We start from the raw sequence: 26,302 nt of genomic DNA, 5'->3' as shown, positions 1-26,302 counted from the left end.
ACCGTCACGACGCCCAGGGGGAGGCCCTCACGTATGAGTGGAAATGAACGCTTCGCGCACGCCAGGGACGCGCGGGAGGAAACGCCGTGGGGGGTGGAGCCGGGGGACTGGGACGTGCCGCGGGCGATGGCCGTGGACTTCACCCGGGGGCCCACCCCGGCGTGTACCGCCTACCCGGCCGAGTCGGGCCTGGACGGCTTCTTCCTTCGGATGGGCGAGGCCTCCCTCGCGTGTGGCTACCAGCCGGACATCCAGGCGTTCCAGGCGCGGGGGGGCATGGCCATCCTGTCCGTCGGCGGTGGCGCGGCCGGGCTGCTCGAAGCCCGGGAGGCCGACGTCCCGAAGGTGGCCGCCTGCTACGAGGCCATGGTCCGCCACCACGGGGTGCGGCACCTCGACTTCCACGTCCAGGGCGCCTTCCTCGACGAGCCCGTGGGCCCGGAGCGGCATGCCCAGGTGGTGTCCCGGCTGCGGGCCCTGCTGCCGGGGCTCCAGGTCTCCTACACCCTGCCGGGCGTGGTGGTGCCGGGCGTGCGGGAGGGCTTCAGCGGCGCGGCGGTCCGGTTCCTCCACACGCTGGCGCGCAGCGGCGTGGAGCCGGCGTTGATCAACGGCTGGGTGAAGGAGTTCGGGCCGGGGGCGCCCCTGGAGGCCGATGCGTGCTGGACGCGGGCCCTGTACGGCATGCACCGGCACCTCTCGGCGGCCTTCCTCAAGTGGGATGTACGCAAGGTGTGGCGGCGCCTGGGGGCGCGTCCCCTGCTGGGCCTCCACCCGGGGGGGAGGACCTTCACCCTGGAGCACCTGCGGCGGCTGGTGGCCTTCGCACAGGAGCGCACCCTGGGGTGTGTCTCCGGGTGGGAGGCCGCAGACGACCGCAGCCAGGGGTTTGGCTTCTCGCGGCTCATCGCCACCTACCGGCCGGGCCAGCGGCCACCCCCGCCCGCGGATGTCTGGGTTTGCTCACCCGAAGGCCGCGCGGCGCCCCCGGGCTCCTCGCTCAACGATCCGGTGCTCCATGCGATGGGATTGCTGGAGGCCGCCGCCGCCCTGGAGCGGAAGCCACACAACCGCTGATCGATTTGAGGCCCAATAATTGGGGTTCAGAGCAACTCGCGGGAGGCCCGCGAACGCGCGAAGCGGGAGATGACGAAAGGGAAAACTCGTGTACGGTGCAAGCCGTTGCGCGAGGTGATTCCCGGTATGCCGTCTCTCCCTCCGTCTCGTTCTGTGTTGCCCCATGTGCTGGGGGCAGCGCCTCTGTCCGCCCTGTCTGCCGAGCCGAGCCACGCCCTCGTGGCGCCCTCCGCCGCCAGCCCCTTGTCGCCGAGCGCGTTCACCGCGCGCCTGGCGTACGAGGTGTTGATGGCGTTGGATCTCGACCGGGATGGGCGCATCACCGCCAAGGATGCGGAGCGCGCGCGCTCCAGCAACCTGCGCTTCGCGGTGGACTTCCTCCTGGGCCCGGGCGTGCGCCTAGAGCTGTCCGGCGCGGAGCGGCTGTCGCACGCCGCGGACGTGCTCGCCGAGGAGATTCTCCAGGGCCGCGGCGAGCTGCCGGGCCTGCCGGCCACGCGCCTCTTGGAGCGGCGCACCGCGGCGCTGCGGCGGCTGATTGATCAAGGCTGGGACGGGCTCCTCCGGCGCTCGGACCGGGTGGAGGACCTCGAGGCCGCGCTGCGGGTGATGCCGGTGAAGAGCCCCGAGGGCCGGCGGCGCGTGTACGTGCCCGCCGCGGACCGCAAGGCGCTCAAGAAGCTGCGCGCGCAGGCGGTGCGCACGGGCCTGGAGGTGGTGCCGCTCGCCCCGCCGAAGACGCAAGGGGACTGGGTGCGGCTCATGCGCGAGCCGGGCATGGCGTACCTGCCGCGTCCGTACATCGTCCCGGGTGGCCGCTTCGTGCAGATGTTCGGCTGGGACAGCTACTTCAACGGGCGGGGGGCGCTGGCCTCCGGGCGCGCGGAGCTGGCGCGCGACATGCTCGAGAACCAGCTCTACGCCATCGAGCACTACGGGAAGATTTCCAACTCCAACCTCAGCTACCACCTGTCGCGCACGCAGCCGCCGCTGATGCCCCGGCTGGCGCTGGAGCTGCACGAGGTGCGGCCGGACCGCAAGATGCTCCAGCGCGTGGCGAAGATGGCCATGAAGGAGCTGGAGACGGTGTTCCGCACCGGCCCCCGCGGCACGCCCAGCGGGCTGTCGCGCTTCAAGGACGACGCGGAAGGGCCCGACGCGGAGGACTTGTCGGCCTTCTACGACGAGCCGCGCCCGGACAGCGCGGAGTTCCACCGGCATGACCGGGCCATCCGCGAGAGCGGCTGGGACATGTGCCACCGCTTCGGCCAGGCCACGCACCACTACGAGCCGGTGTGCCTCAACTCGCTGCTCTTCCAGTACGAGCAGGACCTGGCGCACATCCTGCGGCTGCTGGAGGGGGAGAACTCGCTCCGGGCGGCGTCCTACGAGAAGGCGGCCCGGGCCCGGGCGCGCACCATGCGCGCGCGCTTCTGGGACGAGTCGAAGGGGATGTTCTTCGACCACGACTTCATGGCGGGCAAGCGCTCGGCCTACGAGTCCGTGGCCACCTTCTACCCGCTGTGGACGGGCTGGGCCTCGCGCAAGGAGGCCGCCGCGGTGGCCGCTTCCGTTCCGCGCTTCCTCCAGGCCGGCGGCCTGTCCGCCACGAGCCGCCCCTCGCGCGAGGCGGCGGGCGGCGAGGACCTGCAGTGGGACTGGCCCTTTGGCTGGGCGCCCCATCAGCTCATCGCGGTGGAGGGGCTGCGCCGGTACGGCTTCGACGCCGAGGCGGACCTGGTGGCCTACCGCTGGCTGTCCATGGTGCTGGACACCGCCGGGGAGCACAACGGCCTCATCAAGGAGAAGTACGACGTGGTGCGCCGCTCGGTGAACGTGTCCGTCGAGTACGGCAACCAGGGCGCGGACCGCGGCGCGTACCTCTCGCCCCGGAAGGAGCGGACGCTGGGCTTCGCGTGGACGAACGCCTCGGTGCTGCTGCTGCTCGACGGCCTGCCCGCGCAACTGCGCGAGCTGCTCGACGTCGGGGTGCCCGCCGAGACGCTTCCGGGCCCCAGCGATGTGCGGCACCGGGGCAATGAGCCCCTGCGCGCCATCGGCTGAGGCGCGCAGGAGCGCGGGCCGTGTCCCTCCTCAGTGGAGGGGCACGAAGAGGCCCTGGTACTGGGAGACGGTGCGGCCACCGAGCGTGGCCACCACGCCCACCGTGCCCGTCTGGGTGCCCTTGAAGTAGAACGTCCCCTCGGCGTGCGGGTTGGCCAGGTTCAGGCCCGTCAGCGGCGCGCTCGTGCAGGCCGGGTCGGAGTGGAAGCTCACCCCGGCGGAGGCCTCGCCCTGGGCGGCGAGGGAGACGGTGGCGGGGGCGGGGACGGCAAGGTTGCCGGCCGCATCCTGGCTCTGCACGGTGAGGCTGCCCGAGCACGCGCCCACGGGCACGGACTGCGCCGCGGTGAGGAAGACGAGCTGCGAGGCGGCGCCCGCGGACACGTCCACGGCGAAGGTCGCGCCCGGCTGCGTGGCGGGGTCATACCCCGCGCCCGAGATGGTGTTGGAGGTGATGATGTTGCCGGTGCCCGAGTCCGCGACGGCCGCCTGGTAGACGTAGCCGTTGGTCACGCTCGGGTGGCTCAGCGTGTTGAACGCCACGCGGATGCGCGTGGGGCTCGCGGGCGCGCTGCCGTTCGCCTCGAGCTGGGACAGGTAGATGCCGAGATCATTCCCCGTGAGCGTGTTGCCCTCGATGAGCAGGTCCTTGCAGAGGGGCCCGCCGTAATAGCCACCGCCGGTCACCAGGATGCCGGGGGCGATGTCATCCGAGCCGCCATAGGCATGGTCCTTCACCACGTTGCCCATCACCGCGCCCTGGGCGCCCAGCTTGAAGTGGATGCCCTGCTGGACGATGTTGGTGATTCGTCCCCGGCCCTCCACGATGTTGCTGGCGACGATGGCATCCACCGGCCCGGAGAGGGAGATGCCCGTCTTCTGGTAGCCCGACAGGAGGTTGTTGACGATGTCCACCTGGGGGCGGGAGGGCTGGTTCCCCGTGGCGAGGATCTCGATGGCGGTGCCCTCCTGGCACCCACTGGCTCCCTCGGCCTTGCGGATGTTCAGCACCTGGGTGCTGGTGATGGTGCCGGAGGCATCCTCGAAGAGAATGCCGCGCAGCCGCGCAGCCCCGTCGTAGCAGATGTCCCCGAGCCCCTGGGCGCGCACGGTGACGGAGCTGATGTAGGCGGTGCTGCCCCGGTTGCGGAGCACGGCGCCTTGAAAGCGGCCCCCGGGCGGATCCACCGCCGTGAGCGAGTGGCCCGTGCCCTCGAGGCGGTAGCCGTTGGGGATGTACACCGGCGCATCCACCAGACAGTGGCTGCTGAGCACGAGCGTCGTCAGCTCCGGGGCAATCGAGAAGGTGCAGACGGGCTGGCTGCACGTGGGGCCCGTCCACAGAAAGGGCAGGCGCTGGGAGCCGGACAGCCCCGAGGGGTTGGTGGCCGTCACCGTCACCGCGTGCGGCCCGGGGGGCAGACACGAGGGGGCCGTCCAGGTGATTTCGCTCGTGTCCGTGGCGGGAGTGCGAGGGGTGCTGAGCACGCCGGGCCCCGTCCAGGTGAAGCTCAGCGGTTGGTGGTTCGCCTCGGCGCCCAGCGCGCGGAAGGTGAGCAGGTCTCCCGGGCCCACGGAGGTAGCCGACTGCCAGCTGTCCTCGATGTAGGGCATGAACTGGAGCCCCGGCGTCTGTCCCACGCAGATGCCCAGCGTGCCGGTGGTGGAGCCGCCCTGCGCGTCCGAGACGGTGACGGTGAGCTGGCAGTTGTTGCAGGTGGTCTGCGCCGGCTGCGTGCTGGGGGTGAACTGCGCCACCCGGGACTGGGCGGAAGACCAGGTGCCGGGGCAGCTCGCCGTCCACGCGTAGGAGAGGGAGGCCGCGGGGGTGTCCGCGTCCTCCGCGGTGGCGGTGACGGTGAGGGGCTGGTTCGGGCGCACCTGGGCGGGGGCGGCGCTCAGGGCGTTGACGCGGGGCCAGGCGTTGAAGCGCACGGTGATGGCGGCGCTGCCTCCCTCTAACTCCGAGCTCCCCTCGACCTGGAGGACGAAGCTCAGAGCGGACGTGGCGCCCCGGTCATCCGTCACGCGCAAGGTGAGCGTCACGGGCCCCAGGGTGCTGGGCGCCGTCCAGGTGGACTCGAGCGCGGCAGGGCTGCCGAAGGTGCCGCCGGTGGCCGTCCACTCGGAGGTGAAGGTGTCGCCCGGGTTGGGGTCATGCGCGGCGGCGCGGAGGGTCACCGTGCTGCCGGGCCGCACGGTGGGGCGGGTGACGATGAGCGAGTCGATGAGCGGTGACTCGTTCTCGAACGGAACGGGCCGCTGTACCTCCTGGGCGAGGATGCTCACCTGGACGGTTTCCCCTTCCACGATGGTGACGCCGGTGAGCTCGCCCTCGTAGCGCTTGAGGCCCGCCCCGTCGAAGGCCTCGGCGCGGAAGCGGCGGCCGGCGCCCGCGGGCAGCTCGCTGAGGAGCCCCACCCAGACTTCACCTTGCTTCTCCAGGGGCAACACGATGGGGGACACATCCTCGGCTTGCACGGTGACGTCCACGCGCGTCACGTCCTGTGGGGCGAGCGTGGCGACGACGAAGCGGGCCGCGCCGAGCGGTGCCTGGGGGGCATTCGAGGGCGAGCACGCGGCCAGCAAGGACAGCGTGGCGATCAGAACTGAGAAGGGACTGCGTCGATGGGACATCCAATACCCCCGGAATGAATCGAAGACGGGAGCGTCGACTCTAGCCTCTTTTCCGGGAGCTCATGCGGGAGGGTAGGCTGCTGGCCATGGCACCCATGGCCGGGACACAGACCCACTTTCGTGCATGCAACCTCTGTGAGGCTTTGTGCGGAATCCGCATCGAGGTGGAGGAGGGCCGCATCACCTCCATCCGGGGGGACACCGAGGACCCCTTCAGCCGGGGCCACATCTGCCCCAAGGCGCTGGCGCTCAAGGACTTGTATGAGGACCCGGAGCGGCTGCGCCACCCCGTGCGGCGCACCGCGACTGGCTGGGAGCAGGTGTCCTGGGAGGAGGCGCTGGACGCGGTGGCGCGGCGGCTCCACGAGACGCAGCGGGCGCACGGCAAGGAAGCGGTGGCCACGTACCTGGGCAACCCGGGCTCGCACAACACGGGGGTGCTGCTCTTCGTGCCTGGGTTCCTGCGCACCCTGGGCTCGCGCAACAAATACAGCGCCACGTCGGTGGACCAGTTGCCGCACCACCTGGCCTCACACCTGATGTTGGGGCACCAGCTGCTCATCCCGATTCCGGACCTGGACCGCACCCAGTACCTGCTGATGCTGGGGGCGAACCCCCTGGCCTCCAATGGGAGCATGATGACGGCGCCGGATGTGCGGGCGCGGCTCCGGGCCATTCAGCAGCGCGGGGGGAAGGTGGTGGTGGTGGATCCGCGCCGCACGGAGACGGCGGGCATCGCGGACGAGCACCTCTTCATCCGTCCTGGCACGGATGCGCTGTTCCTGTTCGCGGTGCTCCACGAGGTGCTGAAGGCGCCCCGGTTGGGCCGGCTGGAGGCGTTTACCGGCGGGCTGGAGACGGTGCGCGCGCTGGCGGAGGACTTCCCGCCGGAGCGCGTGGAGGGGGCGACGGGGATTCCCGCGGCGGACATCCGGCGCGTGGCCGCGGCCTTCGCTCAAGCGGAGACGGCGGTGTGCTACGGGCGCATGGGGGTGTCCACGCAGGCGTTCGGGGGGCTGTGCCAGTGGCTCATCAATACCCTGAACATCGTGAGTGGCAACTTCGACCGGGAGGGGGGCGCGCTGTTCACGCTGCCCGCGTTCGACGTGGTGGGCGGACCCGGGGCCATCCGCGTGGGCCGGGGCGGCTTCGGGCGGTGGAAGAGCCGGGTGCGGGGGCTGCCCGAATCCTCGGGGGAGCTGCCCGTGGCCACGCTGGCCGATGAAATCCTCACCGAGGGCGCGGGGCAGGTGCGCGCGCTGGTGACGGTGGCGGGCAACCCGGTGCTCTCCTCGCCCAACGGCGCGAGGCTGGAGCAGGCGCTGCCGTCGCTGGACTTCATGGTGTCCCTGGACCCGTACCTCAACGAGACGACGCGGCATGCGCACTACATCCTGCCGCCGCCCTCGCCCCTGGAGCGGAGCCAGTACGACGTGGTGTTCCACGTGTTCGCCGTGAGGAACACCGCCCGGTATGCGCCCCCGCTGTTCGAGCCGGGGCCGGGCGCGATGCACGACTGGCGGATCCTCCTGGAGCTGCAACACCGGCTGGCGGTGCTTCGCAAGGGCCGGAGCGTGCGAGGAGCGCTGGCGTACCAGGCCCTGCGGCGGATGGGGACGGAGGGCATCCTGGAGATCGGCCTGCGAGCGGGGCCTTACGGGCTGCGCGCGCGAGGGCTGCGCGGAAGCCTGAGCTTGAAGGCACTCCGGCGGGCGCCGCACGGGGTGGACCTGGGGCCGCTGAAGCCGAGCCTGCCGGGACGGTTGCAGACGAAGGACCGCCGCATCCACCTGGCACCCGCGCCCTTCGTGGAGGACGTGAAGCGGCTGCGGGAACTGCTGGACGGGGCGGTGGTGCCTGGGCCGGGCGAGCTGCTGCTGATCGGCCGGCGGCACCTCCGGGACAACAACTCCTGGATGCACCGCGTGCCGAAGCTGATGACGGGCAAGCCGCGCTGCACGCTGATGATCCACCCGGAGGACGCGAAGGCGGCGGGGCTGGGGGAAGGGGACGAGGCGGTGGTGACCTCCAGGGTGGGAGAGGTGTCCGTGCCGGTGGTGGTGACAGACGAGGTGATGCGGGGCGTGGTGAGCCTGCCGCACGGCTATGGGCACCGGCGCAAGGGGATGCCGTCCACGGTGGCGGCAGAGCACGCGGGCGAGAGCCTCAACGATTTGACGGACGAGCAGCGGGTGGATGCGCTCAGCGGCAATGCCGCGCTCAGCGGAGTCCCAGTACGGGTAGCCCGGGCCCAGACTTCACGGAACGGGTGACCAATCCGGATGACAGGCGAAGGGCGCGTCCGGCCAGGCTTGCCGGCATCGAAACCCTTCGGCGCAGAGGGCAGGGCCCTGAGGATCACAGCCAGGGATGCACTGCCAGTCGTCACAAATCATCCCGGCGGGACAGGGCGGATGATTCTCACCGCATTCCGCGACACACCGCATCCACGCTTTCCCCGGCTGCGGCGGATCCGTGCGCAGGGTACATCGCTGGCCTTCGGGACAAGGCACCTGCTGGCAGGAGGTGCCATACACGCTCGCGCACAGGGAGGCGCCCTCCTCGAACCGGATGCACTGCTCGCCTGAGGGACATCCCCGCTTCTCGCAGGTCGGCAGACAGACCGATTGGGGCGTGGTGTCCGCGCAGAAGAAGCCTTCGGGGCACTCGGTGGGAACGTCCAGGTGGCACGGGCGGGCGCACCAATTGTCCTTCCCCCCGCACAGAAGCCCTGCCGCACAAGCACTCTGCTGGTCTACCGGGACTTTGAAGCAGCCCTCGCCTTCTTGCCGCACACCCACGGGGACGCAGATGCGCACGAGCGGGCCTTGCTCCCCCGTGGCGAACGCGCGGCAGACCTCTCCTTCGGGACACTGGGCATCCGCGAGGCACTGGCTGTCGGTGCAGTAGGCGTGCCCATGGCGGAGCTCATAGAGGCATCCCAAAGGGGGCTCGCACGCACTGCTCGATTCACAGGTACGTCCGTATGTTGCCAACCGCATGCGCTGCTCGGTGTCGAGCATGGGGCTGACGCGGGCGTCTGAAGGAGGAGAGGGACGAAGGAGCATTCCCAGCAGGAGCACGAGCGGCAGCGGAAGAAGCACTCCCACGCCCATGCCAATGAGGGCGCGTCCGTTCACCCGCCGCACTCGCGGCATTTGTCAGGCTCCCTGTACGGGCCTTCGCAAACTTCCGGGCAACCGGGCAGCGCCATGAGCACCATCACGCATCCTCCTCGGAGCCAGCTCATGAGTTCCTGTCGCGAAGGTCATGGGACGCTATCAGCGTGAATCTTCCTGCGTCCATGTTCTGCGGATCCCCGTCGTGCGGCCCTGTCGCTGTCTTCGCGAGCGCGCCATGATGGGCAGGCGAAAGGGTGCATCGTGAAGACACTCCCATTTTCCCTGCTGACCGCGTTCCTGCTGACGCCCGTGCTCCCGGGTCATGCGGCGGGCCCAGCCCTTCCCACGGCGGAGACCACACTGTCCTTGCTGGAGCCTGTGGAAGCAGGCGCCTGCGAGTGGCGGAAGTTCGAGCCGATCTCCGCGGCGAGCCAGGTGCTCGCGCGGCTTCCGGCGGGCTGCCAGGGTGGCAGCACGGCACTGAGCCAGGATGGCAAGCGGGGCGCGGTGCGGTTCTGGCGAGGGGCGGTCAGCATGCCCGTCGTCGGCAAGCCCACCTTCCCCGAGCCCTTTCCCTCCCAGGCGTTCCGGGACCGGCTGTTCCTCGTGGATCTCGCCACGGGCACGGCTGAGGAGCTGCCGTTGCCGCCGGTGGGAGAACTCATCGAGTACGGCTTCGATGCCAAGGGCAGACTGCTGGGGCTCAGCCTCCAGGGACTTCCAACGGAAGAGGTGTCGAACTCCCGCGTGGTGGAACTGGATGGCGCGGGGAAAGCCCGGGGCGTCGGTGGAGGCAAGAAGCCCCTGCGGGCCTTGGCCTTCCTCTTCCAGGAGGGCAAGTGGACGCAGCTGGAGATGAAGGCTTCGTCCGAGACCCTGGGCACCGCGGCCCTGGAGCACCGCAAGGAACTGGGAGAGCGGTCCATCCGTGCCCTGGATCCGCGCTTCGAGCCCCGGGACATCGAGGATGATGCGGTGCTCGATCAGCTCTACGAGCTGTCGCCCGAGCAGCCCGAGGGGCAATGGGTGGAGTTCAAGAGCGGCTCACACTCGCTGGCCGTTTGGGGCACGCCGTTTGGAAACGACATGCTGGCCACGGGACTCGTCCGGCGGCTGGAGCGGGGCAGGGTGGTGGCCCTGCCGTCCTATGCGTACCAGGCCAATGACATGATGAGCCTGCGGGCCCGAGGGCCCTACCTGCTCATCTCGCTCTCCGATTCCGGGGGCCACCCCCGGATGTACCGGGGCAACAAGCGGGTCTGGAGTTCCGAGACAGCCCGCGCGGTGACGTTCTGGCCGAAGTGAAGCGAGTGACGCTAGGAATGCATCATGTCGATGCGGTACTTCGATCTCGCTGACGACGTTGATCTCTCCGGACGATGGGACCTGGGGAAGCTCATCGACCCGCAGAAAGGCAAGGAGGTGTGGCCTTGGCTGCTCAAGAGAGGCGAGCCCGCGCACTTTCCGGAAACCCCGGTGGGTCCCGTCAGGTCTCCGGGAACGCCACTCGATTTTTCTCACGCAGCTTTCGGCATCCCTGTGGTTCATGCGCGCGCAGCGTCCGTTTTCTCGGAGCTGGCCTCTGAGGATGTGCAGCTCATTCCGGTGAACATCCAGGGGCAATCGGAGCCCTACTTCATCCTGAACGTCATCCGTGTGGTGAAGTGCATCGATGACAGCGCTTCCGGGGAGGTGGCGTACTGGACCGAGGAGGATGGGCTGCCGGAGAAGACCGGCACCTATTCCTCTGTTTCGGGAATGTGCATCGACCCAACGAAAGTGGGCGATGCCCAAGTGTTTCGCACCTGGGGATGGCACGTCGCGCTCATCGTGTCCGAGCAGATCAAAGAGGCCTTGGAACGCGCGGGCATCTCGGGGATGAAGTTCACGGAGGTCACGGGGCCGGGGGCCCCCCATCCGAAGGAGCAGGAGATGCTGGAGCAGGCGGTTGCCGCCCGTGAGGCGTTCTGGCGCACCCTGGGGCGGCTGGACGAAGAGGCCCTCGTTCCCATTGCTGGAGGGGATTCGTGGCCTGCCCATCGGGAGGTCTGGCGCGTCATTCATCGCCCAGGAGGCAGCACTCTGTGGGTCACGGATGGGCTATCGGATCCCTTCCGAGAGGACGCGGAACCATCCGTGGGGTTCGGCTTGGAGCTGGGCCTGGAAGTAGACGAGTCCCTTGAGGAGGCCGCGAAGGGCTGGCCTTTGCAGCTCCTGGCGCGAGTGGCCGATGAAGTGGTGATGCACGAGCGAGTCCGCACAGGGGTGAAGGCGGGCTTCATGTCCATGGAGGTGTCTGGACAGGACATGCCCAGCCCGCTCGTGACGAAAGAGGGCCGGGTGGGGGTGCTGCTGGGTCTGGCGTCGAACACTCTTCCAGGGGACTTCAACCTGCCCGCTGGAGCGGTGAAGCTCGTGACCGTCAAGGCGCTGCTGCCCGAGGAGCTGGAATACCTCCTGACACACGGGAAGACAGGCCGTCAGGAGTTACTGCGGCGCTTTGAGCAGGCGGGACACAGGCACCTGTGCCGCGCATGGCGGCGTTCCGTGGTGTAGCCGAGGCCCGGCTACTTCGAGGCGGCGTGGGCCGCGGCCTGCTTCCAGACGCGGAAGACGTTGCCGGAGGCGATCTTCTCGATGTCCGCCTCGCTGTGGCCGCGCTCCAGCAGCACTCGGAAGAGGTTCGGGTACTGCGAGACGTCCTTGAGCCCTGTGGGCAACGTGGGCCCCACCCCGTCGAAGTCCGAGCCCAGCCCCACGTGGTCAATGCCCACCAGTTTCACCACGTGCTCGATGTGGTCCGCCACGTCCTCCACCCGCGCCAGGGTGACCGGGTGCTCGGCCAAATAGGACTTGATGAAGGCCCCCACCTCGGGGGCTCCAAAGGACTTGATGCCCTTGCCTTCCATGAAAGCCTGGATGGCCTTGTGAAACTTCTCCAGGGAGGCATTGGCTTCGGCGGTGAGGAAGCTGGAGCCGAAGTTGATCATCACCACGCCCCCCTTTGAGGCCACCGCGCGAATCAGCGCGTCGCTGATGTTGCGCTCGAAGCCCGGCGTGAAGTGGCGGCACGACGAGTGCGAGGCGATGACGGGCACCTGGCTGAGCTCCACCGCCTGCCGGATGGCGTCATCCGACAGGTGCGCCACGTCCACCATGATGCCCACGCGGTTCATCTCGGCCACCACCTCACGCCCGAAGGGGCTGAGCCCGTTCCAGGTCCGCTTGCCCGTGTTGAACGAGGCATCGCTGAGGAGGTTGTCCTTCGAGTGGGTCAGGGTGATGTAGCGCACGCCCCGGCGCTGGAAGTGCTCCACGTTCGCCAGCGAGTCCTCCAGAGCCGAGCCGTTCTCGATGCCCAGCGCGAACGAGATCTTCCCTTCCTTCGTGTTGCGCTGGGCCTCCTCCACCGAGTGCGCCATCGCGAACTTCTCCGGCGACTTCCGGGCGATCTGCTCCACCCGGTCGATCAGCGTGTCCGCCAGCGTCTTGGAGGCGCCCGGCGTCTGCTGGAGATCGGCCGGGATGTAGATGGACATGAAGGGCACATCCAGCCCTCCCTCCACCGCGCGCGGGTAGTCGAAGTCACCGCCCTGGGTGCGCTGGGAGATGTCCTCGGTGGGCTCGCCATCCGGCCCCAGCGTCTCCTGGAGGCGGTAGGGCACGTCGACGTGTCCATCGGCGATGATGATCCGCTGGGCCAGCGCGCGTGCCCGGGCCTCAAGGTCCGTGGGCCCGGGCGCGCCCGCCGGATTCGAACCGTGAGCGCAGGACAGGGTGGTGAGCGCGGCAAGGCAGGCAAGGGATGGGAGAGGGCGCATGGCCTGCCGCTTACCGCACTGGATTGGCTTTGACGAGATGGCGGCTCAGCGCGGCTGCTGGCGCTGAATCCACGCCTCCACATTGGCGCGCAGTTGCAGGAGCGGGAGGGTGCCATTTTCCAGCACCACCTGATGGAACTGGCGCAGATCGAACCGGGGCCCGAGCGCCGCTTCCGCCTGGGTGCGCAGCGCGCGGAACTCCAGGCCTCCCGAGTCATAGGCCGTCAACTGTCCGGGCAGCACCGCGATGCGGTCCGCCAGCTCCTCGGCCACGGCCTGGTTGAAGCGGCCCGTCTCCTTCGCGTAGGCCGTCACCTGCTCGCGCGTCCATCCATAGAGGTGGAGGCCGGGATCTGCCACCATGCCGCGCGCGGGCCAGGCGCGGCGGGCAATCTTGGCGGTGTCGCTGTCATAGAGCCCCAGCTCCTCCGAGAGGGCTTCCGCGTAGCGGGCCCACCCTTCGGCGTACGCGGAGTTGAACGCCAGCCGGGAGAGATCGCTCTGGGCCGCGGCGTACGCGGTGGCGGCTTGCAGGTGGTGTCCGGGCCAGGCCTCGTGCAGTGCGGTGATCGCCGCATCCGAGCGCAGCTGCTCCTTCCAGTCATCGAGCTGCAACATGTAGCGCGAGGGCTTCGCCGGATCCGGCTCGAACTCGTAATGCGAGCTGACCCCCGAGCCCTTCATGTAGTCCGGGTAGGGGCGCACCTCCAGGGCGTGGGTGGGCATCTTCAGGAAGCTGCCCGTGCACACCTGCTGGGCCTTCTCGACGAGCTCCCGCGAGTAGCGGAAGACCTCCTCCTCGGAGGTGAAGCGGTTGGCGGGGTCCGTCCTCAGCCGGGCGATGATCTCCGCGAAGTCGCTGGTGCCGAAGGCCTTCTGTCCCAGGGCCTTCACCTCGGCGACGTTCTTCGCGACCGTCTGCTGCCCGAGCTCGAACACCTCCTGGGGCGAGCGGTCGAGCGTCGTGAAGACGCGCAGGTACGCCGCGTAGCACGCCTTGCCGTTGGGCAGCGCGGACAGCCCGAGGCTGTCGCGGGCCTTGGGCAGATACGTCTTCTTCAGGAACTGGCGGTACTTCTGGAGGGCGGGATAGACGCGGGTGGTGATGACGGCGGTGAAGGCCTTCTGGAAGGCCACGTCGCCCGAGCGCTGGGCGGGGGAGGCGAAGGCCGAGTCCCCGGGCTTGGCGGCGAGCAGACCGTCGAGCTGCTTGAGGACCCGGCGCACCACGGACTTGGGCACCGAGTACCCCTGGGCGAGCCCCGCGCGGAGCTGGGAAATCTCCGTATCGACATAGCGGGGAACCGAGCGCCACCGCTGGAGGGCTTGCTCGCGCAGCGCCGCGGTCTCGATGGGCTGCTTCTCGGCGAACTCCGGGAACTGGAGCTGCCAGCCGAACATGTGCGAGACGGCCCATTGCTCGGCGTGGCAGACGCGCAGGCCGCGGTTGGCCTCCAGCATCTCCCGGAGAATGGCGTATGTGGAGAGGTCCGTCCCCTGGAGCGCCTTCGCATCGAGGGCGTTCAGCCGGGCCCAGAGCGCGTCCTCCTGACGCTCCAGGGCCCGCAGCGCCTTGGGGCTGTGGTCCGCGAAGCGGCCATGCGTGGGCGGGGTCAGCCCGTTGAAGTACGCGAGGGTGGGATCCGCCTCCAGGCTCAGGGCCACCATCTGGGTGGCGAGCGCCTGGACTTCTTCGGAGGCAGAGGGCGCGGCGTGCGCGCTCCCGGCGGCCCACAGCAGGACAAGGCACGGGAGGAGGCGACAGGCGGGACGGGAAAAGCTCATGGCCCCGAGTTTGACACGGGCTCGTCGCAGGCGTCGCCGTCGCAGGTGCCCGCGCACACCGCCTGCGAGGGGAAGGATTCCAGGATGGCGCACTCCGTTCCCCCCGTACACGCGAGGTAGTCGGTACAGAGGGTTTTCAAATCCACACAGCGTGCCTTCGTCACGCCATCCAAGGTCATGTACACACAGTTCCGGTGCGGGAGGGAACAGGAGGGCAGGTCCACGCCACATTCGGCCAGCTCATCCAGGGAGCTTCCTTCGCGCAGGGTCAACCGGCCCTGGCGCAGCGGCTCATCCGGCTCGCTTCCACAGGCACTCGCGGCACTCAGGGCCAGAACACACAGCAACAGTCGCGTCATCATGGGTCTTCCTTTTGAAAAGCGTGCTGGAAGAGGGAACAGCAAGGGGCGGGCCACGGGGAGGACACCAGATCTCCCGCTGTTAGCGGGCCCCGCGCGTGAGGCCTTCTCAAAAAGTTGAGGCCCCTGAGGGTTTTTTTGTTCGGCGGACGGTGCCTTGTGCTTGGGTCCGGCCCCTCCTCGGGAGGCCGGCACGCATGAGGCTGATGAAGGCATTGGGACAGGCGCAGTTCGGTGGGACGGAGGTCTTGAAGGAAGTCATCCTTCCCGTTCCCGAGCTCCGGGCCACCGACCTGCTGGTGCGCGTCAAGGCGGTGGGCATCAACCCCGTGGACACGAGGGTGCGCAGCAACGCCGCGGGCCATGGCCAGTTCCAGCAGGAGGAGGTGCGCGTCACGGGCTGGGACGGCGCCGGCATGGTGGAGGAGGTGGGCTCGGCGGTGGGAGGGCGCTTCCGTCCCGGAGACGAGGTCTTCTTCGCGGGAGACCTGTCCCGCCGGGGCTGCCATGCCGAGTACGTGGCGGTGGACGCGCGCATGGCCGGACGAAAGCCCGCCTCGCTGTCCTTCGCGGAGTCCGCCGCCATTCCCCTGGCGGCGCTGGCGGTCTGGGAGGGGATGATCGAAGGCTGCGGCATTCCCCGCGAGCCCCGGATGGGCCCTCCCCAGCGGGCCCTGGTCGTGGGCGGCGCGGGAGGCGTGGGCTCCCTGGGCATTCAAATCCTCTCCCGCGTGTGTGGCCTGCAAGTGATTGCGACGGCCTCCCGGCGGGAGAGCGCGGAGCACTGCCGGCTGATGGGCGCCTCCGGGGTCATCGATCATTACAAGAACATGAAGGAGCAGCTCGCCTCGCAAGGGATTCCCGCGGTGGACTACGTGCTGAACACCGCCGACCCGAACACCAACTTCGATGCGCTGGTGGCGCTGATGGCCCCGCTGGGAAAGATGTGCTGCTTGCAGCCCATGACCAAGCCCGCGAACCTGGCCCCGCTCTTCCTGCGGCGCCTCTCGGTGGTGTTCGAGGCGGTGTTCGCGCGCCCGCTGCTCCGCGCCTCACCGGAGGCGCAGGGCGCCATCCTGGACCACGTCTCCATGCTGCTGGATGCCGGGACGCTGCGCACCACGCTGGTGAAGAAGCTGCCCTGGACGGTGGCGGCGCTGGCCGAGGCCCACGCGCTCAGCGAGAGCGGCCGGGCCATGGGCAAGACGGTGCTCGCGCCCGTGTGAGGCGCGGTGGCTACGGGGACTTGCGCTTGTGCGAGCGGGCGTGCCGTCCCGGCTCCTGGCTGGGCTCGCGCTTCGAGACGCCGTGGTCCTGCTGGGGAGGCCCCGGGTCCTTCTGGGCCGCGAGGTGGCGCTGCCACTCCTCCTGGAAGACAGGGTCCTCGCGTGGCACCGGCCGGCGCGGCACCTTCGCGCGCATGATGCTCTCGATGCGCGCGAGCGTGGGGTTGTCTCTCGGGGTGGCGAACGTGGTGGCCACGCCGCTCGCCTGGGCCCGCGCCGTGCGGCCAATGCGGTGCACGTAGTCCTCCGGCGCGTGCGGCAAGTCATAGTTGATGACGTGCCCCACCGCCTCCACGTCCAGCCCGCGTGCCGCGATGTCCGTGGCCACCAGGCAGCGGCACGTGCCCTGGCGGAAGGCGTCCAGCGCTTGCTTGCGCTGGGCCTGTGTGCGGTCCGCGTGCAGCACCTCGCACGGGTAGCCCGCGCGTTGCAGCGCCTTGTGGACCTTGTCCGCGCGCTCCTTCGTCCGGGTGAAGATGAGCGCCGTGCCCTCGTTTTTCCGCATCAGCGTGAGCAGCAGCGCGGACTTCTCCTCCGCCTTCACGTTGTACAGCCGCTGCTCGGCGCGCTCGGCGGGCGTGCCGCTGCGGGTAACTTCCACGCGCACCGGCTGGTACAGCCGCTCGCGCACGAAGCGCGTCACGTCCGGCCCCAGCGTCGCCGAGAACAGCAGCGTCTGCCGCCGCCGGGGCAGCGCCTTCAGGATGGTTTCGAGCTGGAACTGGAACCCCATGTCCAGCATCCGGTCCGCCTCGTCCAGCACCAGCGCCTCCAGCTTGGGAAACGCCACCGCCTGGGAGGCCATCAGGTCCACCAGCCGCCCCGGCGTGGCCAGCACGAACGTGGGGTGGGCCTTCAGCGCCTCCACCTGGGCCGCCATGTCCTCGCCGCCCACGATGACCGTGTGAGTCAACCCATGGGGCTCGGCGAACAGGCGCACCGGCTCGGCGATCTGCTGCACCAGCTCCCGGGTGGGGGCCAGCACCAGCCCCAAGAGCCCCTTGCGCCCCGAGAAGCGCTCTACCAGAGGTAGCACGTAGGCGGCCGTCTTGCCCGTGCCCGTGGCCGCGCACCCGACGACATCCTTGCCCGCCAGCCCCGGGGGGATGGCCCGCGCCTGGATGGGCGTCGGCTGCGTGAAGCGCGCGCGCTGCAGGGCCTCGAGGGAGGCCGGAGAGAGGCCGAGCTGGGCGAAGGGAGAGCTCACGGCACCGGGAGTATCACCTTCAGAGGTGGATGATCTCGATCTCCTTCCACCGGCGTTGAAGCGCCTCCGCCACCAGGCGCCGGTGGCAGTGCTCCGGACTCGCCTCGCTGCACAGCAGGCAGCAGGGCTCCTCGAAGAAGGAGCGCTCCAGCGCCTCGATGGCCTGGCGCTCGCGCATCAGCGCCTGGAACCGGGGCGCGTAGTCCTCCCAGGCCCCCCGGTGCTTCTTGAGGTCATCGAGCATCCCCTGCGTGGGGGCGAGGCTCGGAAAGGGGTGGTAGCTGGCCCCGCAGAGCGCCTGGAGGAAGTAGCGCAGGTCGTCCCGCTTGGCGAAGGCGGAGAGCTGGGAGGTGGTGTTCAGCCGGGTGTCGACGAGCTTCTTCACCCCCGCGCGCTTCAGCGCCTCGAAGAACTGCTGGGCGCTCTTCTGGGTGAACCCAATCGTGTAGAGCTTCATGGTCTCCTGAGGCGGCCGGGCAGGCGGGCCCCTCCATGCTATCCGTCATCCTCTCAGAAGGTGGGAACGGGGCCCCCGCTCCCGGCCCGTGGGCCCGGGACGGTAGAGTGCGTGCGACATGCGACAGTCCGCTCCCTTCCTGATGCTGCTGGGACTCCTGCTGGCCCTGCCCTCCGTGGCTGGGGCCCCCCGGAAGCATCCGCCCTACGTGCACGAGATTCGTGACGAGGCCACCTTCTCGCTCTACGCCCACCCGGTGGAGACCGAGGAGATCGGCAAGTTCCTCATCGATGTGAAGACGGACCGCGTCTACTTCTTCGACGTCAACCTCTACCGGCTGCACCAGGACTTCGTCATCCGGGCCATCCTGCGCCGGCCCATGAGTGAGGAAGAGCGGACCGCCTACTTCCGGAACTACCGCGAGGACAAGCCCAGCTACATCCTGGGCTACATCACCCACCACCGCACCGCGAAGCAGTGGACCTTCAGCTACTGGGAGAGCGACAAGATCCGCGCCGCGGACGTGCGCCGCACCCAGCAGCGCCTGAAGGAGACGTTCTTCATCCAGGATCTGGCATTCCGGCCGGACTCCACGCGCCAGGAGGCCCTGCTCGCGGAGCTGACCGACATCTCCACCGTCACCAGCGACTCGCTCTACAAGAAGTCCGACTACCGGGCCTTCAACACCGGCAAGGCCACCGGGCGCCTGCGCATCGTGCCGGAGGGCACCTCCTACGAGTCGCTCCTCTTCGAGCCCGAGGACATCGTCGTCCTCCAGGAGTCCTACCCGGACCTGCCGCCCGTGGCCGGTGTGCTCTCCACGCGCTTCTCCACCCCGCTGTCCCACGTGAACCTGCGCGCGCGCGCCTGGGGCATCCCCAACGCCACGCTCAAGGATGCCGTCACGCGCTACGCCGCGCTGGATGGACAGCTCGTGCAGCTCGACGTCCGGGGCGCCACGCACACCCTGCGCCCCGCCACCGAGCGCGAGGCCGCCACCTGGAAGCAGGCCCGCGAGTCCGCGCGCAAGGTCCGGGTGCCCGCCGCCAACCTGAAGGTCCGGGACCTGCGGCCGCTCCAGAAGATGCGCGCCGGGGATGCCCGGCTCTTCGGCACCAAGGCGGCGAACCTGGGGGAGATTCTCTACCGGCGCGGCAAGGAGATCTCCGTGCCGGAGGGGTTCGGCATCCCGTTCGTCTTCTACCGGGAGCACCTGAAGCGCCACGGGCTCGACACCGCGCTGGGGACCCTGCTCGCCGAGCCGCGCTTCCAGGAAGAGGCCGCCTGGCGCCGGGAGCAGCTGGAGGCCTTCCGCGCCCGGATCGCCGCCGCGCCCATCGACGAGGCGCTGCTGGACCAGGTGGAGGCGCACGTGCGCGAGCGGCTCGGCGGCGCGGGCGTCTTCGTGCGCTCCTCCACCAACGCCGAGGACCTGAAGGGCTTCAACGGCGCGGGCCTCTACGACACGGTGCCCAACGTGCTGGGGCGCGAGGCGCTGGGCGCGGCCATCAAGCAGGTCTGGGCCTCGCTGTGGAACTTCCACGCCGTGGAGGAGCGCCGCCGCTTCGGTATTCCCCCCTCGTCCGTGTACTCGGCCGTGCTGGTGCAGGCGGGGGTCAACGCCACCTCCGCCGGCGTGCTGGTGACGAAGAACCTGTATGATTTGAGTGACAATCATACATTCACCATCAATGCGAAGCGGGGGTTGGGGCTGAGCGTGGTGTCAGGCACCACCGTGCCCGAGCAGGTGCTGTATGACATCCGTTACCCGGGGGCGCGGGTGATGTCTCGCTCGGAGGATTCCACCATGCTCGTGTTCGACGCGCAGGGCGGAATCAAGGAAGTGCCCACGGGGGCCGAGGAGCCCGTGCTCTCGGAGGTGCGCGCCCGGGAGCTGTCGCTCGCCGCGGCGAAGCTGGTGAAGGTGTTTCCCCGCAGCGGGCCGCTCGATATTGAATGGGTACTGGAAGGCAATAAAGTCTGGATTGTCCAGGCTCGGCCCTTCATCGACGCAGTGCGCTGAGATTGGATTTACTTGACGTAGTTGAACGCGAAGAGTGATGGTTTGACCCAGGGCGTGAGCAGTCAAAGGCCCTGGACGGTATATGCTTTCAAAGCAGCTTTCACGGGGTGTTCTCTCAGCACTCCTCTCGCTTGAATTGTTTGTCTTGGGTTGCGGCCCCACGCAGGACCTGGGGGATTCGGCGCGAGCCAATCCTTCGGCCGTCTCTGCCTCGGTGAACGCGAGTGGTTGCGCGGATGGCCAGCGCGAGGGGTTCGTGGATTCCGGGGCCTACCCCAACATCGCCGGCTGTAGCGGCGCGTGGACGGTGCCCGGCGTGTCGCTGTTCGCCCCGGAAGAGGCCCCGTCCTGTCCGGGCCTGACGCCGCAGGACACGCGCAACCCCGCCTGCGGCCGCGCGGCGGGAGATGACAGCACCAACCCCTCGGGCGCGGGCTGCAACGTGGCCGACCTGTGCGCTCCCGGCTGGCACGTGTGCTTGGACGCCAATGACGTGAAGAATGCCTCGGTGTCCGGATGCGGGGGCGCGACGCGGCCCGGCGATCCGCCGCTCCTGTTCCTCACCCGCCAGAGCAGCACGGGCTGCGGCGAGTGCGCCACCGGGACGCGGGCCGACAGTGCGTGCAGCTCGCGCACCTGCCAGGCGGGGTGTCTGCAGACGGAGCAGGTCTCCAACGACGTGTTCGGCTGCGGCAACTACGGCGAGATTCCCTCCGGCGCGTGCAACCCGCTCAACCGGTTCTCGGCGAACCTGTGCAGTGCCATCGGGGGCCAGGGCTGGTCCTGCAACCTGCCGGGCGCCGCCGACGACACGGGCTACTGCGAGACCTTCACCATCGTGCACTCCAAGCCCTCGACGGGCGGCGTGGCGTGCTGCCGCAACGGCTTCTCCAGCGACAGCGACAACGACGGGGTGCTGGACGAGGATGACAACTGCCTCTCGGTGCCCAACCCCGACCAGACGGACTCGGATGGCGACGGCTTCGGCGATGCGTGCGACGCGTGCACGGACGTCGATGGCGATGGCGCCTGCGACGAGAACGACAACTGCCCCACCCTGCCCAACCCGGACCAGACGGACTCGGACGGCGATGGGCTGGGCAACGTGTGCGATTCCTGCCCCGGGCCGGTGGACCTCATCACCTCCCAGGTGGCGGGCACGTGTGACGTGGCATCGCAGCGCTTCACGCTGAGCGCCCAGGTGGCCAACGCGGGGCCTGCCGCCGTGGCCCCCGGCCTCCAGGTCACCTTCTATGCCGTCACGCCGGGCCCGCAGGGCTCCGTGCTCGGCGTGGCCACGCTGGCGGAGGGCATCCCCGCGGGCGGCCAGGCCGTGGCCTCCATCGTGGTGGACCCCATCCCCGGTGGGCCGCTGCCCATCTTCGCCGTGGCGGATGACAACGGCTCGGGCCAGGGGCGCGAGGTGGAGTGCAGCGAGGGCAACAACACCGCCTCGGCCATGGTGGAGCTGGTGTGCCAGCCCCCGCCCACGTGCATCGAGGTCCGCCTGAATGACTACAACGTGTTCCTGACGGGCGACTACACCCTGGGCACGGACGTGGAGGGCCGCGTGGCCGCCGGGGGCAACGTCTCCATGACGAACTTCTCCGTGGGCTGGCGGCTGCCGTCCTCGGACACCGCGCCGGTGCTGGTGGCGGGTGGCAACCTGACGCTCTCCCACGGTGGCGTCTGGGGCGATGCCGCCTACGGGGGCACCTACGGCGCCAACAACGTGACGTATGTCCGGGGCGCGCCTGCCCAGGGCACCCCGGTGGACTTCGCCGCGCGGGGGGCGGAGCTTCGCGCGCTGTCCACGCGGCTCGCCGGCCTGGCGGCCAACGGGGTTGCCCGGCGCGAGTCCTGGGGCGGTCTCATGCTGAGCGGCACGTCGCCGGAGGTGAACGTGTTCCACGTGAACGCCAGTGACTTCACCGGTGCCGTGCTGCTGTCCATCGATGCGCCCGCAGGCTCCCTGGCGGTGCTCAACATCCACGGTGCCTCGGCCACGCTGGCCGGCGGCCACGCGTTCAGCGGCGGAATCGATCAGCGGGGCGTGCTCTTCAACTTCGTGGATGCCACGTCCATCAACGCTCAGGGCTATGGCCTGTGGGGCACGCTGCTCGCCCCGAACGCCCACGTGAACTTCACGAATGGCAGCTTCGATGGCGGCATCTATGCCAAGTCCCTCACGGGCAATGCCGAGGGACATCTCAACCCGCTGGGAGACCGGGACATCTGCGAGGAGGGCTCCTCGTTCAAGGTCCTGCTGGCCTACCAGCCCTCGATCTGGGCGGGAGGCAGCGAGGAGTATGCCCTGGTGAAGAGCTACCTGGGCGCGCTGGGGATTGACTACACGGGGCTGGAGATCGGCCCGGGAGGGCTGACGCCCGCGCAGTTGGAGGGCTACAACGCCGTCCTCCTGCTGACGTTCACCGGTCCCGTCGCGAGCGTCACCACCGCCAACACACTGAGCACCTACTTCGCTCAGGGCGGCCGGTTGATCGTCTCCGGCGATGACATCACCTGGACCCAGCAGGGCGGTGCCTCTCAGGCGACGTGGGAGAACCTGACGCGGCTCACGTATCAGAGCAATGGGGTGACCGCGCTGCACACCGTGAGCATTCACGCCTCGGGCCATCCGGTCGCTGCGGGGCTCGAGGGACTGTCGTTCCGCTATCCGCTCGACATCGATGTGAAGCAGGTCAAGGCGGTGGGCGGACTCCCGGTGCTCGCCTCGGCGGTGTACGGCAACGGCAGCTCCGTGGGGCCGGTCATCACGGCCCAGGAGAACCCCAATGGCCAGGGGGGCCGGTTGGTGACGATCAACGTGGGCTTCTACAACGGCATCGACACGACGCCCTACAACGGGGCACCGTATATCGGCCCCACGGTTCCGCCCGACGTGGCCCGGAGGCTGCTGAACAACTCCGTGCACTGGGTGCTGGGCCAGTAAGGCCCGCCTGACACCGGGAGCGGGGGACCGAGGTCCGGTCTCCCCTGCCTCCCGGTGGTTTCAGGGCGGAGGGGCCGCCGCCTGCTCCAGCCAGGCGCGCAGGGCCTTGGGGCTCATGGGCAGCTCGTCCGGCCAGAGCCGCACCGTGCCGTCCTCGCTGAGGGAGACGACGGTCTGGTCATCCAGGAAGCCCACGCCCGTCACCTGCGCCGCGTGTCCCCGGAGCACCCGGCTCTCGCCGCTCTCCAGCTCCCACAGCCGCACCGTCCGGTCCGCGCTCGCCGAGGCCAGGCGCCGCCCATCCGGTGAGAGCGCCAGCCCGGTGATGTCCCCCTGGTGTCCTCGCAGCGGGGGCAGGGCCTTGCCCGTGCCGCCCTCCCAGCGCCGCACCATGCTGTCCTTCAAGCTGGCGCTGATCAGCTGCCCGCCAGGGGCCGGCAGCAGCTCCAGGACGCCATTGCCGCTGACGTCCACCCGGAGGCTCTGGCCTCGCGCCAGGTCCCACAGGCGCAGCGTGTGGTCCATGCCGCCACTGACGAGCTGCCGCCCATCCGGGGAGAAGCGCAGCGGGCCCACCGCGTCCTCGTGGCCCCGCAGCTCCTGGAAGCCTCCCTGGCGCAAGTCCCACCGCCGGACCGTGGCGTCCACGCTTCCCGAGGCGAGGAGGCTTCCGTCCGGCGAGAAGGTGAGCCGCTGGACGGCGCCCGCGTGCCTTCCCAGGACGCGGCCCTGGCCGGTGGCCAGCTCCCACAGCCGCACCTCGCCCGTCAGGTCCGCGGAGGCGAGCTGGCGGTGGGTCTCGGAGAAGGCCAGGGCGGACACGGAGGCCGTGTGGCCCTCCATCGCGCGCAGGGCCTGTCCCGTGGCGGCCTCCCACAGCTGAATCTTCCCCGAGCGGCTGCCCTGGGCCAGCCACTGCCCCTCGGGGGAGAAGGCCAGCGGGGCTTTCCGGGCACCCTCCGGGCCAGAGGCTTCCAGCAGGTGGGTGCCTCCGGTGGACGCATCGATGAGGCGCAGGGAGCCGTCCGTGCCCGCGGCGGCCAGGTGCCGCCCCTCGGGGGACACCGCCAGGGTGCGCAGGGGCGCCTGGGCCCGGGCCAGCACCCGGCCGGCGGTCGTGCTCAGGGCGTAGATGCGGGCCGTGCCGTCGTAGCCGCTCACGGCGAGCTGCCGCCCCTCCGGGGTGAAGGCGATGAGGTGCACGGCGCTCGTGTGGCCGTGCAGCGTGCGGCTCAGGCCCGTGCGGGGCTCCCACACCCGGGCCGTGCGGTCGTCGCTGCCGGAGGCCAGGTGCTGTCCATCCGGGGAGAAGGTGAGCCGGTTGACGCGCCCTTCGTGCTGGCCCAGCAGCCGGTCCTGGCCGGTGGCCAGCTCCCACAGCCGCACGTGGCCCTCGGCCGTGCCCGCCGCCAGGGACTTCCCGTCCGGGGCGTAGGCCAGCGCCCAGAGCACGCCGAGCTTCTCGCCGAGCACCCGCGCCTGGCCGGTGCGCACGTTCCACAGGCGCAGGGTCTGGTCCTCGCCTCCGGTCACCGCGGTGTCCCCGCGCGGGGAGAAGGCGATGACGCGCAAGGGGCCCCCGTGCTCCAGCGTGCGCGAGGTGCCCTGCTTCAGGTCCCAGAGCTGCGCGCGGGGCTGCCGCAGGGAGTGGACGAGGACATACCGCCCATCGGGCGAAATCTTGAGCTGGCCGAGCGGGCCCATCCCCGTCTTGAAGGTCCGCTCCAGGGTGCCGGTGGCCACGTTCCAGCGCCGCAGCAAGTCATCGCCCCGGTTGCTGGTGAGCAGGTGCCGCCCGTCCGGGGTGAGGGCGATGCCGTCCACGGGCCCCGTGTGGCCGGCGAACACCTGGCTCTGCCCCGTGTCCAGCTCCCACCGGCGCGCGGTGCGGTCCTTGCTGGCGGTGACGGCGAAGCGGTGATCCGGCGAGAGCTCCAGCCGCCACACCTCGTCCGTGTGCCCGGTGAGGACGCGGGACTCGCCCCGCGCCAGCTCCCAGACGCGCACGGTGTGGTCGTCGCTGCACGAGACGAGGCGCCGGCCGTCCTGGGTGAAGGCCATGTCGTCCAGCGTCTGCGTGTGGCCGCGCAGCACGGTGGCCAGGCCACGCGCCTGCGCCTCCGCGGCGAGCAGGCGCACGGCGGGCCACCGGGTGAACTGGGGCGAGAGGCTGCGCAGCCAGGCGATGGTCTCGTTGGGGTCCTTCTCCACCGCGGCCCGGGCGTGGAGCAGGGTGAGCTCATCGGCCCGCTCCAGGGCCAGCCGCCGCGTGCGCTCCGCGTCGCTCCGGGCCGCCTCGGCCTCCGCCTGCTTGCGCTCGGCCCGGTCCCGCTCGGCGATGACCCGCCGCACGCTCACCGTGCCCACGCTGGCCAGCACCAGCAGCGCCACCCCCGTCACCGCCACCGCCGAGCGGTAGCGGCGCACGAAGCGCAGCGTCCGCTCGCGCAGCGAGTACACGTGGGCGCCGACAATCTGGCCCGTCTGGAAGCGCCGCAGGTCCTCCGCCAGCTCGCGCGCGGTGGCGTAGCGCTGGGCGGGCTCGCGCGCCATCGCCTTGGCCACCAGGGCCAGCAGGTCCTCGGGAATCCCGCGCTGGCGCTGCCCGAGCGGCGGGGGCGGGTGCTTCACCACCTGGTCGAGGATCTGGTTCGAGGAGCCGCCGTCGTAGGGCTGCGCGCCCGCCAGCAGGTGGTAGAGGATGGCGCCCAGGGCGTACACATCCGCGCGCTCGTCCACCGGGCGGGCCGCGGCCTGCTCCGGGGGCATGTACGCCGGGGTGCCGATGACGGTGCCCTGCCGCGTGAGGCTCCCGTCCTGGGAGGGAGATGGCTCGGTGCGCGGGGCCGCCTCCGGCTCGGCGCCCTCGCGGCTCAGGTCCTTGGCGAGCCCCCAGTCGATGACCACCGTCTCCCCGAAGTCGCCCACCAGCACGTTGGCCGGCTTGAGGTCGCGGTGGATGATGCGCTCGGAGTGGGCGTAGGCGATGGCCTCGGCCACCGCGAGCACGTGGGGCAGCAGCGCGAGCCGCTCCTGCAGCGTCTTCTTCCCGGCGAGGAGCTCCGCCAGCGAGCGGCCCGCCACGAGCTTCATCGCGAAGAAGGGCTCGCCGGTGGGCCAGCGCCCGGCCTCGTAGACGGGGACGATGGAGGGGTGCTGGAGGCGCGCGGTGACGAGGGCCTCGGCGATGAAGCGCGCCTCGGTGTCCTGGCCGGGCACGAGCAGCTCCTTGATGGCCACGGGCCGGTCCAGGCGCCGGTCCCTCGCGCGGAAGATGCGGCCGATGCCCCCGCGCGCCAGCTCCCCGTGCAGCGCGTAGCGGTCCGCCTCCAGCGCGGGCAGGGGCAGCGTGGGCAGGTCCACCGCCGGGGGGGACGTGCGTCCCGGCAGGGTGAGGGCCGTCTCCAGGGGTGAGGGCTCCCTCCCGGCGGCAGGCAGGTTCCCCGGCAGCTCTGCCGGGCTCATGAGGGGACGTTTCGGCACGGCGGTGTCGGCAACCTCCCACCGGGGA

General features: G+C 70.0%; 15 protein-coding genes. 8 read left to right on the top strand and 7 right to left on the bottom strand.

Features of this window, described 5'->3' with window-relative positions:
- Window positions 1–33: 33 nt before the first annotated feature.
- The gene (locus tag KY661_RS30825) at window positions 34–1,077 is read left to right on the top strand and encodes a glycoside hydrolase family 18 protein (protein WP_225413606.1); all 1,044 of its coding nucleotides are present in this window, start codon (window positions 34–36) and stop codon (window positions 1,075–1,077) included.
- A 126-nt stretch (window positions 1,078–1,203) separates the two neighbouring features.
- On the top strand, window positions 1,204–3,141 hold the full coding sequence (locus tag KY661_RS30820) for a trehalase family glycosidase (protein WP_225413605.1): 1,938 nt from the start codon (window positions 1,204–1,206) through the stop codon (window positions 3,139–3,141).
- Between the two features lie 30 nt (window positions 3,142–3,171).
- Here KY661_RS30820 and KY661_RS30815 read toward each other — a convergent pair whose 3' ends face one another.
- Window positions 3,172–5,778, bottom strand: coding sequence for a right-handed parallel beta-helix repeat-containing protein (locus KY661_RS30815; RefSeq protein WP_225413604.1), 2,607 nt, complete (start codon window positions 5,776–5,778; stop codon window positions 3,172–3,174).
- Between the two features lie 86 nt (window positions 5,779–5,864).
- Here KY661_RS30815 and KY661_RS30810 point away from each other — a divergent pair, with 86 nt between their 5' ends.
- The 3 genes from KY661_RS30810 to KY661_RS30800 all read left to right on the top strand — a co-directional run bounded on the left by KY661_RS30810 (window position 5,865) and on the right by KY661_RS30800 (window position 11,456).
- A complete protein-coding gene (locus KY661_RS30810) occupies window positions 5,865–8,051 on the top strand; it encodes a molybdopterin-dependent oxidoreductase (protein WP_398577273.1) in 2,187 nt (728 codons plus the stop codon).
- Window positions 8,052–9,161: 1,110 nt separating this feature from the next.
- Window positions 9,162–10,205: a hypothetical protein gene (locus KY661_RS30805; protein ID WP_225413602.1), complete on the top strand. Its 1,044-nt coding sequence runs from the start codon at window positions 9,162–9,164 to the stop codon at window positions 10,203–10,205.
- 24 nt (window positions 10,206–10,229) lie between these two features.
- On the top strand, window positions 10,230–11,456 hold the full coding sequence (locus KY661_RS30800; RefSeq protein WP_225413601.1) for an imm11 family protein: 1,227 nt from the start codon (window positions 10,230–10,232) through the stop codon (window positions 11,454–11,456).
- Window positions 11,457–11,467: 11 nt separating this feature from the next.
- Here KY661_RS30800 and KY661_RS30795 read toward each other — a convergent pair whose 3' ends face one another.
- The 3 genes from KY661_RS30795 to KY661_RS30785 are packed head-to-tail and all read right to left on the bottom strand — an operon-like array spanning window position 11,468 to window position 14,868.
- Window positions 11,468–12,721, bottom strand: a complete 1,254-nt coding sequence (locus KY661_RS30795; RefSeq protein WP_225413600.1) for a dipeptidase — start codon at window positions 12,719–12,721, stop codon at window positions 11,468–11,470.
- 45 nt (window positions 12,722–12,766) lie between these two features.
- Complete coding sequence (locus tag KY661_RS30790) at window positions 12,767–14,506, bottom strand: DUF885 domain-containing protein (protein ID WP_225413599.1); 1,740 nt, start codon at window positions 14,504–14,506, stop codon at window positions 12,767–12,769.
- On the bottom strand, window positions 14,503–14,868 hold the full coding sequence (locus KY661_RS30785) for a hypothetical protein (protein WP_225413598.1): 366 nt from the start codon (window positions 14,866–14,868) through the stop codon (window positions 14,503–14,505). The genes KY661_RS30790 and KY661_RS30785 overlap by 4 nt, the downstream gene beginning before the upstream one ends.
- Before the next feature lie 194 nt (window positions 14,869–15,062).
- Between KY661_RS30785 and KY661_RS30780 the strand changes: the two genes are divergently transcribed.
- Entirely contained in the window at window positions 15,063–16,091 is a 1,029-nt protein-coding gene (locus tag KY661_RS30780) for a zinc-binding alcohol dehydrogenase family protein (protein WP_225413597.1), read from the top strand.
- A gap of 10 nt (window positions 16,092–16,101) precedes the next feature.
- On the opposite strand, the gene KY661_RS30775 is transcribed toward KY661_RS30780, so the two are convergent.
- A complete protein-coding gene (locus KY661_RS30775; protein WP_225413596.1) occupies window positions 16,102–17,358 on the bottom strand; it encodes a DEAD/DEAH box helicase in 1,257 nt (418 codons plus the stop codon).
- A 19-nt stretch (window positions 17,359–17,377) separates the two neighbouring features.
- Complete coding sequence (locus tag KY661_RS30770; protein WP_225413595.1) at window positions 17,378–17,815, bottom strand: DUF488 domain-containing protein; 438 nt, start codon at window positions 17,813–17,815, stop codon at window positions 17,378–17,380.
- A gap of 118 nt (window positions 17,816–17,933) precedes the next feature.
- On the opposite strand from KY661_RS30770, the gene KY661_RS30765 reads away from it, so the two are divergent.
- Together KY661_RS30765 and KY661_RS30760 are read left to right on the top strand one after the other, a co-directional pair.
- A complete protein-coding gene (locus tag KY661_RS30765) occupies window positions 17,934–19,838 on the top strand; it encodes a PEP/pyruvate-binding domain-containing protein (protein WP_225413594.1) in 1,905 nt (634 codons plus the stop codon).
- Window positions 19,839–19,920: 82 nt separating this feature from the next.
- A complete protein-coding gene (locus KY661_RS30760; protein WP_225413593.1) occupies window positions 19,921–22,791 on the top strand; it encodes a choice-of-anchor A family protein in 2,871 nt (956 codons plus the stop codon).
- Window positions 22,792–22,851: 60 nt separating this feature from the next.
- Here the strand turns inward: KY661_RS30760 and KY661_RS30755 are convergent, their stop codons facing one another.
- Complete coding sequence (locus KY661_RS30755; protein ID WP_225413592.1) at window positions 22,852–26,274, bottom strand: WD40 repeat domain-containing serine/threonine-protein kinase; 3,423 nt, start codon at window positions 26,272–26,274, stop codon at window positions 22,852–22,854.
- Between the last annotated feature and the right edge of the window lie 28 nt (window positions 26,275–26,302).

The organism is Allostigmatella hybrida (genome assembly GCF_020103775.1).
GTDB lineage: Bacteria > Myxococcota > Myxococcia > Myxococcales > Myxococcaceae > Hyalangium > Hyalangium aurantiaca.
This window is presented reverse-complemented; position numbering and strand designations above follow the sequence as displayed.

Coding starts and splice junctions, on each gene's coding strand:
- KY661_RS30820 (WP_225413605.1), top strand. CDS start 1,204: ATGCCGTCTCTCCCTCCGTCTCGTTCTGTGTTGCCCCATGTGCTGGGG.
- KY661_RS30825 (WP_225413606.1), top strand. CDS start 34: ATGAGTGGAAATGAACGCTTCGCGCACGCCAGGGACGCGCGGGAGGAA.
- KY661_RS30810 (WP_398577273.1), top strand. CDS start 5,865: ATGGCACCCATGGCCGGGACACAGACCCACTTTCGTGCATGCAACCTC.
- KY661_RS30790 (WP_225413599.1), bottom strand. CDS start 14,506: ATGAGCTTTTCCCGTCCCGCCTGTCGCCTCCTCCCGTGCCTTGTCCTG.
- KY661_RS30800 (WP_225413601.1), top strand. CDS start 10,230: ATGTCGATGCGGTACTTCGATCTCGCTGACGACGTTGATCTCTCCGGA.
- KY661_RS30785 (WP_225413598.1), bottom strand. CDS start 14,868: ATGATGACGCGACTGTTGCTGTGTGTTCTGGCCCTGAGTGCCGCGAGT.
- KY661_RS30780 (WP_225413597.1), top strand. CDS start 15,063: ATGAGGCTGATGAAGGCATTGGGACAGGCGCAGTTCGGTGGGACGGAG.
- KY661_RS30770 (WP_225413595.1), bottom strand. CDS start 17,815: ATGAAGCTCTACACGATTGGGTTCACCCAGAAGAGCGCCCAGCAGTTC.
- KY661_RS30765 (WP_225413594.1), top strand. CDS start 17,934: ATGCGACAGTCCGCTCCCTTCCTGATGCTGCTGGGACTCCTGCTGGCC.
- KY661_RS30795 (WP_225413600.1), bottom strand. CDS start 12,721: ATGCGCCCTCTCCCATCCCTTGCCTGCCTTGCCGCGCTCACCACCCTG.
- KY661_RS30815 (WP_225413604.1), bottom strand. CDS start 5,778: ATGTCCCATCGACGCAGTCCCTTCTCAGTTCTGATCGCCACGCTGTCC.
- KY661_RS30760 (WP_225413593.1), top strand. CDS start 19,921: ATGCTTTCAAAGCAGCTTTCACGGGGTGTTCTCTCAGCACTCCTCTCG.